The organism is Deinococcus rhizophilus, assembly GCF_030271215.1.
GTDB classification, from domain to species: Bacteria; Deinococcota; Deinococci; order Deinococcales; family Deinococcaceae; genus Deinococcus; species Deinococcus rhizophilus.
In genome coordinates this window covers 1-12,121 of the sequence record NZ_JASNGB010000088.1, presented here as the reverse complement: position 1 = coordinate 12,121, position 12,121 = coordinate 1, and the positions used below count along the sequence as shown (strand labels likewise).

General features: G+C 67.5%; 12 protein-coding genes. 8 read left to right on the top strand and 4 right to left on the bottom strand.

What is annotated here, in order from left to right; genetic code table 11:
- Positions 1–277: 277 nt before the first annotated feature.
- Genes sufC through sufD form a run of 3 tightly spaced genes read left to right on the top strand, consistent with a single transcriptional unit; the run spans position 278 to position 3,899 of the window.
- A complete protein-coding gene (gene sufC, locus QOL99_RS10245) occupies positions 278–1,048 on the top strand; it encodes a Fe-S cluster assembly ATPase SufC (RefSeq protein ID WP_285523575.1) in 771 nt (256 codons plus the stop codon).
- 30 nt (positions 1,049–1,078) lie between these two features.
- Positions 1,079–2,482, top strand: coding sequence for a Fe-S cluster assembly protein SufB (gene sufB, locus QOL99_RS10240; RefSeq protein ID WP_285523573.1), 1,404 nt, complete (start codon positions 1,079–1,081; stop codon positions 2,480–2,482).
- A gap of 58 nt (positions 2,483–2,540) precedes the next feature.
- Positions 2,541–3,899, top strand: a complete 1,359-nt coding sequence (gene sufD, locus QOL99_RS10235; protein ID WP_285523571.1) for a Fe-S cluster assembly protein SufD — start codon at positions 2,541–2,543, stop codon at positions 3,897–3,899.
- Positions 3,900–3,918: 19 nt separating this feature from the next.
- Here sufD and QOL99_RS10230 read toward each other — a convergent pair whose 3' ends face one another.
- Positions 3,919–4,545, bottom strand: coding sequence for an HD domain-containing protein (locus QOL99_RS10230; RefSeq protein WP_285523569.1), 627 nt, complete (start codon positions 4,543–4,545; stop codon positions 3,919–3,921).
- Between the two features lie 146 nt (positions 4,546–4,691).
- On the opposite strand from QOL99_RS10230, the gene QOL99_RS10225 reads away from it, so the two are divergent.
- A complete protein-coding gene (locus QOL99_RS10225) occupies positions 4,692–5,735 on the top strand; it encodes an aminopeptidase (RefSeq protein WP_285523566.1) in 1,044 nt (347 codons plus the stop codon).
- A gap of 55 nt (positions 5,736–5,790) precedes the next feature.
- Here QOL99_RS10225 and QOL99_RS10220 read toward each other — a convergent pair whose 3' ends face one another.
- Positions 5,791–6,504, bottom strand: a complete 714-nt coding sequence (locus QOL99_RS10220; protein WP_285523564.1) for a 50S ribosomal protein L25/general stress protein Ctc — start codon at positions 6,502–6,504, stop codon at positions 5,791–5,793.
- Positions 6,505–6,801: 297 nt separating this feature from the next.
- Here QOL99_RS10220 and efp point away from each other — a divergent pair, with 297 nt between their 5' ends.
- The 3 genes from efp to accC all read left to right on the top strand — a co-directional run bounded on the left by efp (position 6,802) and on the right by accC (position 9,495).
- A complete protein-coding gene (efp, locus tag QOL99_RS10215) occupies positions 6,802–7,359 on the top strand; it encodes an elongation factor P (protein ID WP_285523562.1) in 558 nt (185 codons plus the stop codon).
- Between the two features lie 171 nt (positions 7,360–7,530).
- Positions 7,531–8,070 carry an acetyl-CoA carboxylase biotin carboxyl carrier protein gene (accB, locus tag QOL99_RS10210; RefSeq protein ID WP_285523561.1) on the top strand — a complete coding sequence of 180 codons (540 nt, stop codon included), beginning with the start codon at positions 7,531–7,533 and terminating at the stop codon, positions 8,068–8,070.
- Positions 8,071–8,157: 87 nt separating this feature from the next.
- Entirely contained in the window at positions 8,158–9,495 is a 1,338-nt protein-coding gene (accC, locus tag QOL99_RS10205) for an acetyl-CoA carboxylase biotin carboxylase subunit (protein WP_285523559.1), read from the top strand.
- 57 nt (positions 9,496–9,552) lie between these two features.
- On the opposite strand, the gene QOL99_RS10200 is transcribed toward accC, so the two are convergent.
- Together QOL99_RS10200 and QOL99_RS10195 are read right to left on the bottom strand one after the other, a co-directional pair.
- Complete coding sequence (locus QOL99_RS10200; RefSeq protein ID WP_285523557.1) at positions 9,553–9,777, bottom strand: hypothetical protein; 225 nt, start codon at positions 9,775–9,777, stop codon at positions 9,553–9,555.
- A gap of 368 nt (positions 9,778–10,145) precedes the next feature.
- Positions 10,146–10,454, bottom strand: coding sequence for a hypothetical protein (locus QOL99_RS10195; protein ID WP_285523555.1), 309 nt, complete (start codon positions 10,452–10,454; stop codon positions 10,146–10,148).
- 47 nt (positions 10,455–10,501) lie between these two features.
- Between QOL99_RS10195 and QOL99_RS10190 the strand changes: the two genes are divergently transcribed.
- Positions 10,502–11,278 (top strand): exodeoxyribonuclease III, encoded by a 777-nt coding sequence (locus tag QOL99_RS10190; protein WP_285523553.1) that lies wholly within the window; start codon positions 10,502–10,504, stop codon positions 11,276–11,278.
- The last annotated feature ends 843 nt before the right edge of the window (positions 11,279–12,121 follow it).

Genomic DNA, 12,121 nt, shown 5'->3' with positions numbered 1-12,121 from the left:
CTCGCCCGGGGCCGCGCCGCGCTGGACGACCCGCTGTGCCCGCGCGGGGTGGAAGCAGCGTGGCTGGACGACCTGACGGCCGCGCTGCCCGCCGATCGCCCCCACGGTTGACCCCCCCCGCCGCGAATCGGCGCCCACCAGTGGGGGCTCGCCGCCCTCAGCGTGGGCGTCCCGAATCCACACCAACTCACTCGACTTTCCCCCCCGGGGTCGGTAGAATGGCGCAGTAACTAGGAATCATTCTCAAGAAGAGTGACCCCGCCTATAAGGAGCCTCCATGACCGATCAGCCCCACCAGCTCGAGATTCGCAACCTCCACGCCTCTGTCGGCGACATGCCCATTCTCAGGGGTATCAACCTCGTCGTGCCGCGCGGCGAACTGCACGCCATCATGGGGCCGAACGGCAACGGCAAGAGCACGCTCGCCAAGGTGATCGTGGGCGATCCCGAGTACACCGTCACGGAGGGCGAGGTGTTCGTGGACGGGGTGAGCATCCTGGAGATGGAGCCCGACGAGCGGGCCCGCCTCGGCGTCTTTCTGGCGTTCCAGTACCCGGTCGAGATTCCCGGCGTGACCATCGCCAACTTCCTGCGCCTCGCCATGCAGGCCCGCAAGGCCGAGGGCGAGGAGGTGTCGTTTACCGAGTTCTACGGCAGGCTCACGGCGGCCCTGAAGACCCTGGAATGGGACGAGAGCATCGTCGAGCGTTACCTCAACGAGGGCTTTTCCGGCGGCGAGAAGAAGCGCAACGAGATTCTCCAGATGCTGATGCTGGAGCCCAACTACATCATCATGGACGAGACCGACTCCGGCCTCGACGTGGACGCCCTGAAGATCGTGGCCCGGGGCGTGAACTCCATGCGCGGCCCGAACCTCGGCGGCCTGATCATCACCCACTACCAGCGGCTGCTGAACTACATCGTGCCCGACAAGGTCCACATCATCGTGGACGGCCGCGTGGTGCAGACCGGCGGCCCCGAACTCGCCCAGCGCCTCGACAGCGAGGGCTACGACTGGGTCAAGCAGCTCGCCGTTGCGGGCGACTGAACCCCCCTCCTCCTCCCAAGGAGCTTCCAAATGACCAATCCTGAAGTTGCCAACATCAACAAGGACTACGAGTACGGCTGGAGCAGCCCCGAGCGCTACGCCGTCAAGGCGCCCAAGGGCCTGTCGCGCGAGGTCGTCGAGATGATCTCGAAGGCGAAAGACGAGCCGCAGTGGATGCTCGACTTCCGCCTCAAGGCGCTGGAGATCTTTTACAGCAAGCCCATGCCCACCTGGGGCGCGGACCTGTCGGGGCTGAACCTCGACGAGATCTACTACTACATCAAGCCCGAGGGCTTCAACGCCCGCTCCTGGGACGACGTGCCCGACGACGTGAAGCTGACCTTCGAGCGCCTGGGAATTCCCGAGGCCGAGCGCAAGGCGCTGGCGGGCGTTGGTGCCCAGTACGAGTCCGAGATGGTCTACCACAACCTCAAGGAGGAGTGGGAGAAGCTCGGCGTCGTGTTCCTGAGCATCGAGGACGGCCTCAAGCAGTACCCCGACCTGTTCCGCGAGTACTTCGCCACCGTCGTGCCGCCCGAGGACAACAAGTTCGCGGCCGTCAACTCGGCGGTGTGGTCGGGCGGGTCGTTCGTGTACGTGCCCAAGGGCGTGAAAGTGGACATTCCGTTGCAGACCTACTTCCGCATCAACGCGGAGAGTTCGGGCCAGTTCGAGCGCACGCTGATCATCGTGGACGAGGGCGCCCAGGCCCACTACATCGAGGGCTGCACCGCGCCGACCTACGCCAGCGACTCCTTCCACTCCGGCGTGATCGAGATCATCGTCAAGGAAGGCGCCCGCTTCCGCTACTCGACCATCCAGAACTGGAGCCACAACGTCTACAACCTCGTGACCCAGCGCGCCGCTGTCTACGGCCACGGCGTGATGGAGTGGGTGGACGGCAACCTCGGCTCCAAGGTCACCATGAAGTACCCCGCCTGCTACCTGCTGGAGGAGGGCGCCCGTGGTGAGGTCCTGTCCATCGCGATGGCGGGCCGCGGCCAGCACCAGGACGCGGGGGCCAAGATCGTCCACTTCGCGCCGTACACCAGTGGCACCATCGTCTCCAAGTCGATCTCCAAGGACAGCGGACGCAGCAGCTACCGTGGTCTGGTCAAGATCTACGAGGGCGCGCGCGGCAGCAAGACGAACGTGGAGTGCGACGCCCTGCTGCTCGACGAGGAAGCCCGCACCGACACCTATCCCTACATCGAGATCGAGGAGAAGGACGCCAGCGTGGGCCACGAGGCGACCGTCTCCAAGATCAACGACGAGCAGATCCTGTACCTCCAGAGCCGGGGCCTGAGCGAGGACGAGGCGGCGGGCCTGATCGTGCGCGGCTTTATCGAGCCCATCGCCAAGGAGCTGCCGCTGGAGTACGCCGTGGAGCTCAACCGCCTGATCGAACTCGAAATGGAAGGCAGCGTCGGCTGAACGCCGCGCCCGGTGCGGACGCCTGACCCTGCGGCGTCCGCACCCCTCTGGAGGCACCATGACCCAACCCCTGACCCAAGACCTGACTGTTCCGGCGGGCGGCCCCGAGTGGCTGCGCGACAAGCGCCGCGAATCGCTCGACCTCTTCAACAGGCTCGACGTCCCCACGGAGGGCGTGGAAGCCTGGAAGTACACCCGCGTGGACGTGGACTTCGGCGACCTGCGCCCCCACCCCGGGCGCGAGCGCGTGACTGACATCGCGGCGCTGCCGCCCAGCGTGCAGAAGCGGCTGACGAGCACCGACGTGGGCGCCTACCTCGTGCTCGACGGCCCGGACGTGGTGTACGCGACCGAACTGCCCGCCGAGCTGCGTGAACAGGGCGTGATCTTCACCGACCTGCGTACGGCGGTCGAGCAGCACGCCGACAAGGTGCAGCAGTACCTCTACTCGGTGGTTCCGGCCGAAGTCCCCGACGACACGACCATCGCCGCACCCGGCACGACGCCCAGCAAGTCCCCCGACCCCAGCGAGGGCAAGTTCTCCGCGCTGGCGGCGGCCCTGTGGACCAACGGCGCGTTTGTGTACGTGCCGCGAGGCGTCGAGGTCGAGCTGCCTCTGGGCTCCTTCCGCGTGATGAGCGAGGCGGGCACCTACACGGCGACCCGCACCCTGGTGGTGGCCGAGGAGAACGCGCAGGTCACCTTCATCGACGAGCAGGACTCGGAGGAACTGCCCGGCACCTACGCCATCGGCGCGGTCGAACTCGTCGTGAGGGACGGCGCCCGCCTCCGCTACGTCTCCATCCAGAACTGGGGCAAGGGCGTGACGCACATCCAACGTCAGCGCGGCGATGTCCACCGGGACGCGACGCTCAACAGCCTCGTTGTGACGATGGGCGGGACCCTCAGCCGGACCGAGATGCAGTCCTACCTGCGCGGTCAGGGCTCTGACTCCGAGATGCTGGCCCTGTACTTCGCGGGCGAGGACCAGCACTTCGACCACTACACCCTGCAGCACCACGCCGCCGCACACGCGCACAGCGACCTGCTGTACAAGGGCGTCAACGCCGATCAGTCGGTCGGGGTGTTCAGCGGCATGATCAAGGTGGACCTCGGTGCCCAGAAGACCGACGCCTACCAGAAGCACCGCACCCTGATGCTGAGCAGCGAGGCGCAGAATTTCTCGGTGCCCCAGCTGGAGATCAACGCCAACGACGTGCGCTGCTCGCACGGCTCGACCACCGGTCCCGTCAACCAGGAGGCCCTGTTCTTCCTGCGTTCGCGCGGCATTCGCAAGGAGCTCGCTGAGAAGATGCTGGTTACGGCCTTTCTGGAGGACGTGCTCGCGCGGGTGCCGCTGCAGAGCGTGGTGAAGTACATCGAGGGTGTTATCGCCCAGAAGGTCGGCGCCGCGTAAGGGCAGCCACTGTCAGCGGTCAGCTTCCAGGAAGGGGGCTGGCCGCTTTCTGTTCGGAAGGCAATAGACCGGCCTCTGCCGCCTTTTCCAGCAGCTGCTGCGCCCACTGCCAGAATGCTGGAAACTCCCGTAAGCGTGGCTCCTTGAGCCGTAGCACCCGCTCCTGCGTGAGGTCAGGGGCGCGGTCCGTACACCCCAGTCCATCCTGGCCCCAGGTCAGCAGCATCGGGTGCAGAGCGTCCAGCGCCCGGGCAAACCGGGCCTCGGCGGTCTGTCCCGCCTCGAACTCTTCCCACAGGACCTGAAACGCCTCACGTTGTTCCCCGGGCAGCAGGCCAAAGAGGGTCTGAGCGGCCTGCTTTTCCTGGATCGCCTGCGCAGCGAGCTGGGCAGCGCTGGCCTCGAAATGCAGGTCTCCCGCATGGATCTCCACGAGGTCATGCACCAGCACCAGCTTCACGACCTGCCCCAGGTCCGTGCCCGGGTGGGCGTATTCCCCTAGCGTCAGGGCCATCAGCGCGAGGTGCCACGAATGCTCGGCACTGTTCTCCATCCGCTGACCGCTGTGCAGGGAGGTGGTGCGCTCCACCCCTTTCAGGCGGTCGCAGGTGAGCAAAAAGGCCATCTGATCGTCCAGAAGCGGCATACGTGAGCATACACACAGCCCAGGGGCAGAGCCCACCGCGCCCCATCCCCCTGGCACCGTGAGAGACGCCCTGAGCGCGGCGGGCGCACCCAAGCAGCCGGACACGGTACAGCCTCCCGTCTTCCCGCTCCCGCTATGCTGCCCCCATGACTCCCTGGGGACTGGGCCTGGCCGGGCTGCTGGCGCTGGTCCTGAGCGGTTGCGGCGAGGTCCGGTATCTGGCCCAGGCTGCGGCTGGACAGCTCGATCTGCTGGTCCGGGCACGCCCGGTGGCTGAGGTTCTCGCCGATCCCGCGACCCTGCCGGAAACCCGGCGCAAGCTCGCGCTGGTACAGGAGGTCCGGGCCTTCGCGGTGGGCGAGCTGGGGCTGCCTGACCGTGGGGCCTACCGCAAGTACGTGGACGTGGGCCGACCTTACGTGGTCTGGAACGTGTTCCGGGCGCCCGAGTTCGGGCTGGACCTGCTCACCTCCTGCTTTCCGGTGGCCGGGTGCGTGGGCTACCGGGGCTACTTCCGGGAGGCGGACGCGCGGGCCTACGCCGACACGCGCCGGGCGGCGGGCGAGGACGTGCGGGTGGGCGGCGTGACCGCCTACAGCACGCTGGGCTACCTGCGCGACCCGGTGCTCTCCACCATGCTGACCTATCCCGATCCCACGCTGATCCGCACCGTGATTCACGAACTCGCCCACCCCGCCGTCTATGTCGCGGGCGACACCGTCTACAACGAGTCCTTTGCCACCGCCGTCGAGGAAGAGGGCTGGCGGCGCTGGGCCTCGGCGCACGGCACGCCGGAGCTGCGAGAGGCCGACCGCACAATGCGGGAGCGGGCGCAGGCGTTCGAGGCCCTGCTGCTGGGGGCGCGGGCCGAGTTGCAGGCCCTCTACGCGCGGCCCCTCGCGCCGGAGACGATGCGGACGCGCAAGGCGGCGGTGCTCGCGGGCTTGCAGGAGCGCTACTCCACCCTGAAGGCAGGCTGGGGCGGGTACGCGGGCTACGACGGCTGGTTCGCCGCCGGAGGGAACAACGCGGCCCTCGCGTCGGTGGCGGCCTATGCCACGCTCGTTCCAGACTTCGGAGCGGCGCTCGTCCGGGTGGGCGGACATCTCCCGGCCTTCTACGAGGTGGCGCGGCAGTGTGGCAAGTCCCCAGCCGCTGAGCGGGCGGCTTGCCTGCGCGACGAGCGCTGAGCCACCAAAGAGGCCGGGACCCCCGTGGGAGTCCCGGCCCTGAACCGCGGGCGGCTCAGTCCTGCTTGTCCTCGTCGCTGGCCTCGGCGGTGTCGCTGCTCTCGGCAATCTCGGCCTTGATCTCCTCGATGCTGGCGTCGCCCTCCAGCACGGCGGCGGCAGCTTCCTCGGAGAGTTCGCCCGCCGCGACCAGCCCGGCAACCTGAGCCGCCTGGGTCTCGGCCTCGGCCTCCTCGGCCGTGAGGCGGGGCGGTAGCACGCTGATCACCACGAGGTCCTCGTCGACCGCGAGCTTGACGCCCTCGGGCAGCTTGATCTGCCCGGCGGTCACGTGGTCGCCGATGTTCAGGGCGGCGACGTCCACGCTGATTTCCTGCGGAATGCGGCGGGGGCCGGGAGCCACGATGTCGAGGTTGTGCACCACGATGTCCACCAGGCCGCCCATAACCTCGCCCTGGCTGCGGCCCGCCGTGTGGACGGGCACGCTGACCTGCACGGGCTCACCGTAGGTCACCATGTAGAAGTCGGCGTGGATCGCCTCGCGGCGGCGCTTGTCCATCTGAACGGTCTTGACGAGCGCCGGGAAGGTCTCGCCGCCTTCCAGCGTGATGTCAAAAAGGCCCGTGGTGCCCTGCTGACGGAAGGCGCGGTCAAAGGCCTTACGCTCGATGGCGAAGGAGACATTCTTCTCCTTGTTGTAGGCGACGGCGGGGATCAGTCCGGACGCCAGCTTCTGCTGGCCGGTGCGGGGGATGGCTCTCAGTTCCATGTGCGTGTTTCCTCCGGGGTCCGCAGTGGCCGCCTCACCCGCGCCGTGTCCGGGGCCCGGTCTCCTGGGTACAGGAGGTCCGGGGACATGGGGGCGGGGGCCATGCAACCCTGGCAGTGTAGCAAATCGGGACGGACGCGGGAACGGGGCGGGGCGGCGGCCTCCTCCTCCTCGCCTCTCGGCTCTGGGCCGCCTCTGCTAGAATCCGGCCTGTTGCCGAGCGGCGCCCCGGCGAGGGCCTGCGCCCCGGCCAATCCCCCCGCCTGCCCACGGGTCGGCACAACCAAGGAGACACACATGATCAGCGTGACGGAACTGCGCAACGGCACCAAGGTGGAGATGGACGGCGGCCTGTGGGAATGCCTGGACTACTCGCACCTCAAGATGGGACGCGGCGGCGCCAAGGTGGTCACCAAGTTCCGCAACATGGAGACCGGGTCCATCGTGGACCGGACCTTCAACAGCGGCGAGAAGTTGCAGGACATCTACGTCGAGGGCAAGAAGATGCAGTTCCTGTACAAGGACGGCTCGGACTTCGTGTTCATGGACCTCGACACCTATGACCAGGTGCACCTGCCCCCCACGCTGGTGGGCGACGGGGCCAAGTTCATGAAGGAGAACACCGAGATCGAGGTGGCGATGTACGGCGACAAGCCGCTGAGCATCACGCTGCCCAATCAGGTGATCCTCAAGATCACCCAGACCGACCCCGGCGTGCGCGGCGACACCGTCTCGGGCGGCACCAAGCCTGCCACCCTGGAGACGGGCGCGGTCGTGCAGGTGCCCCTCTTCGTGGAGCAGGGCACCGACGTGAAGGTCGACACCCGCACCGGCCAGTACCTCAGCCGCGCCTGATGCCCGGCCCGGAACGCCGCCTCCTGACCCTGGGGGCGGCGTTTCCTGTGGCCGTTAGACTCGGTCCAGTTCGCCCCTGTTCGCCCCTGCTTCGGTCCTGCCCCGGCGGCCACGCCCCATGATGGGACCGGTCCACGACGCCTCACTCCGTTTGCCCTTCCGGGAGGAACCATGAACCCAGACGACCTGAAAAAGATCCTCGACGCCCTCAGCCACGCCGACGTGCGCGAGTTCAGCCTGACGACCGGCAGCTTTGCCCTCGACCTCAAGCGGGGGCCGCAAGCGGTGGGGATGCCGACCTCGGCGGGTGCCTCCGCTCCGGCCCCTCACGCGGCACCCAGCTTCCAGCCGCCCGCAGCCAGCAACGCGGCCCCGGCTCTGGCCGAGGCTCCCAGCGCTCCGGCGCCCACGACCCCGGCGAGCACTCCCGCCGAGACGCCCGCGCCCGCAGCGCCTCCCGCCAAACCCGCTTCGGCTGGCACGCCGGTCAAGGCCCCCATCGTGGGCACCTTCTACGCGTCGAGCAGCCCCGACGCCGCGCCTTACGTCAAGGTGGGCGACACCGTGCAGGCCGGGCAGGTGCTGTGCATCATCGAGGCGATGAAGCTGATGAACGAGATCGAGGCCGAGGCCAGCGGCACCCTGCGCGAGATTCTGGTGAAAAACGCCGAACCGGTCGAGTACGGCCAGACGCTGTTCATCATCGAGTGAGCCGTCAGTCGTCAGCGGTCAGCCGTCAGCAGCGAGGGCTGAAGCGTCCGCTGGGAGCTAGAGGCTGAAAGCCGAGGGCCAAACGCTATGTTTAAAAAAATCCTGATCGCCAACCGTGGTGAGATCGCCCTGCGCGTCATCCGCACCGCGCGGGAGATGGGCATCAAGACGGTCGTGGTGTATTCCACCGCCGACGAGAAGAGCCTGCCCGTGCTGCTCGCCGACGAGTCGGTGTGCGTGGGACCGCCCGCCTCCACCGCCTCGTACCTGAACATCCCTAACATCCTCTCGGCCGCGCTGATGACGGGCGCCGAGGCGATTCACCCCGGCTACGGTTTCATGGCCGAGAACCCAGATTTCGCAGAGATGTGCCGCGAGCACGGCATCGTCTTTATCGGCCCCACGCCGGAATCCATGCGGGCGCTCGGAAGCAAGGCGGGCGGGCGCGAGATCGCCGCGCAGAGCCGGGTGCCGGTCGTTCCGGGCACCGGGATTCTGGAGGACATGGACGCCGCGCTCCTCGCCGCCAAGCAGATCGGCTACCCGGTGCTGCTCAAGGCCAGCGCGGGCGGGGGCGGGCGCGGCCAGAAGGTCATCCGGACCCAGGAGGAGCTGGCCAAGGGCTTCGCACAGGCGCAGGAAGAAGCGCGGCTGTACTTCAGCGATCCGGCCCTGATCATGGAGAAGTTCCTGGAAGAGTTCCGGCACGTCGAGGTGCAGGTCATGGGCGACGGCCAGGGCCACGTGATCCACATCGGGGAACGCGACTGTTCGATCCAGCGCCGCAACCAGAAGCTGATCGAGGAAGCCCCCTCCACCCTGCCCGACTCGCTGCGGCAGGAGATTCTGGAGGCAGGGGTGCGTCTCGCCCGACACGTGAACTACGCGGGTGCGGGCACGCTGGAATTCATCGTGGACCGTGACGGCAACTACTACTTCATGGAGATGAACACCCGCATTCAGGTCGAGCACTGCGTCTCCGAGATGATCTCGGGCCTCGACCTCGTGCGGCTGCAGATTCAGGTCGCGGCGGGCGAGGGCCTCTCGCTCCAGCAGCAGGACGTGAAACTGCAAGGCCACGCCATCGAGTGCCGCATCAACGCGGAGGACCCGGCCAAGGACTTCCGCCCGGCGGCGGGCAAGATCGACGACGTGCATTTCGCAGGCGGCCCCGGCGTGCGGGTCGACAGCCACGCCTACACGGGCTACGTGATTCCGCCGCACTATGATTCGCTGATCGGCAAGCTGATCGTCCACCACGACAGCCGCGAGCAGGCGATCAGCCGCATGAAACGGGCGCTCGAGGAAAGCGTGATTCACGGCCCCAAGACCACCATCCCGCTTTACATCAAGATCATGGACAATCCGTTTTACAAGCGGGGCGCTGTGATGACCAACTTCCTGAAAACGCGCATGGAGATGTGAATCATACAGCAAGAAGGGACGTGGCCTTGCACCACGTCCCTTCTTGCTTGAATTGGTTTACTCGCCGGTCAGGATGCTCTGGTTCTTGTTCTCGCGGTCCTCGATGATCTTGCCGAGGATGAAGAACGTGGGGGGCCAGAAGCCGACGAAGAGGCCGCTGCGCTGCTTCTCCTCGCCTTCCTTGTTGCCAGCGCCGCCGTCTGCCTTGCCAGCGGTGAAGCTGGCGGCCGAGGTGAGAATCGAGGCGAAACCGAGAATGTACATGATGTTGGACAGTTTCATGGGTCAACCTGCCTTTCGGGAAAAACTCTCGGGGAAGGGTGGTCCTGCCCCGAACACGGGTCAACTCTCGCCCGCGCCCCCTGCGCGAAACGTAAAGGGCGCCACGTTGTAAACGTTGTGTGGAGTGTTCACCAGGGGGCCGTAAAAGCCGTGCCAGACTACGCGGATGAATCTGCCCGGCTGGTCGGAGCGGGACGCGCTGTCCCTGTCTCCCACCGCCTGCGTCCTCGACGTGGGTACAAGCAGCGCGGAGGATGTGCGGGCGCTGGCGGCCAGCTACAGGCTGAGCCTGGAGGGATGGGATTTGACCTCGCCGCTGACAGACACGCTTCACCCGCGGGTCAGCGTGGAGCGGCGTCAGGGCAGACCTACTTGTCGAAGCGCTCGTATCCGGCGGCGCTGCGGCGCTGGGCGCCCCGGGCGTAGTCGAGCTGCATCTCGACCGTCTCGTGGCGGCCCTCGGTAAAGGTGCTCACCGGAATCCAGTAGTTCAGGCGGTCGTCTCCAAGCTGCACCCACAGCCTTTCCGGGTCCGCGGCGTCGCGCCAGAAGGTGACGTGCGCGAAATCGTTGGCGGTGGCCCAGGTCCGCACGTCCTCCAGCACGCGGGCGGCGCGGGGGTGGGTCAGCTCGAACTCGCGGCCATCCTGCTCGTTGCGGAACTTGATCTCGACCATACGGCCTCCAGCGTACCCGACCGGGAGCCGCGCTATCCTCCGCGCCGATGCTGTCCGCGCCCCTGAAGGTGACCACCCTGAATGTCAACGGGCTGCGCAGCGCCCTGCGCAAGGGGCTGGAGGGCTGGCTTGCCCGTGAGGCCCCCGACGTGCTGCTGCTGCAGGAGGTCCGAGCTGACCCCATGCCTGAGGCGTTCGCCGCGCTGGGGTACGGCAGTGCGTGGTTCCCGGCCCGCAAGCCCGGCTACAGCGGTGTGGCGATTCTCAGCCGCCACGGGTTGGAGGACGTGCGCCCCGGCATGGATCACCCCGAGATGGATGCCGAGGGCCGGGTGATCAGTGCCGTGGTGCGTGGGGTGCGCTTCGCCAGCGTGTACCTGCCCAGCGGCAGTTCCGGTCCCGAGCGGCAGGAGTTCAAGGACCGGGTGCTGGCCGACTACCACGCCTGGACGCTGGGCACGCTCGCGCAGGGCCTCCCGGTCGTGATCGGCGGCGACTACAACGTGGCGCACCGCGAACTCGACCTGAAAAACTGGCGCGGCAACCGGGGCAACAGCGGCTTCCTGCCCCACGAGCGCGAGTGGATGAGCACCCACCTCGCCTGTGGACTGACCGACGCGCACCGCGCCGCTCTCGGCGAGCGGGCCGAGTACACCTGGTGGAGCAACCGGGGCAACGCCTATGCGAACGATGTGGGCTGGCGTATCGACTACCTGCTCGCCGCCGGGACGGAGGTGCGGGAGGTCGTGGTGGACCGCTCCGCCCGCCTGAGCGACCACGCGCCCGTGACCGGGGTGGTGGTGCCCGCTCCGGCGGCCAGCTAGAGCATTTGCCATAAGAATGCGGTGGGTTTCCGCATTCGTTGGCCGAGCGGACTTGCAAAGCTGTGCAGCAGAGCGAGCGAATTGAAGAAGAGCATTGGGCAGAATGGAGGCACCTGGGGCGCCCTTCCCCNGCATTCGTTGGCCGAGCGGACTTGCAAAGCTGTGCAGCAGAGCGAGCGAATTGAAGAAGAGCATTGGGCAGAATGGAGGCACCTGGGGCGCCCTTCCCCAGGTGCCTCCATTCTGCCCAATGCTCTAGGGCCGTCCTCAAGGTGCCGTCAGGTCCCGCATGGTAGACTGGCCGCGCTGCCGGGTCATAGGACTGCGCCCCCGCCCCCCGCCTCCGGGCACCGCCACGGCGGCAGGGAGCCGGGCGCGACCCGAGACAAGCGCGAGACCCTCTGCCCCTGGGCGAGAGCGTCGTTCCGGTTCAGGGGCCTGCCCAAGTGCGCGGCCGCCTCCCGCCGGAGACGACCTCCACATAGAGTCCCACGGGCACGTCCTGATAGGTGAGGAATGCCCAGAGCGAAAAAGGAGCGCGTGGCCACAGACGATTCTCTGCGCGCCGCCTCCGATCCACAGACCACTTCCGTCGCCCCGACTGCTGACGCTCCCACTGCCGATGCCCCGGCCCCCGAGGGCCAGACCCCGGCCCGCCAGCGGCGCGGACGCCCGGCGAAGGCCGCTGCCACAATGGTCCCCGAGCCTGCGGCAGTCCAGAACGAGTCTCCCACCACGGCGGAGGCCCCCCAGCCCCGGCGCGGCCGTTCCGCGCGGGCCGTGACCGCTCCGGTGGCCCCCACTTCCGAGCAGTCCGCCGAGACGGCGCCCGACCCCGTGCCC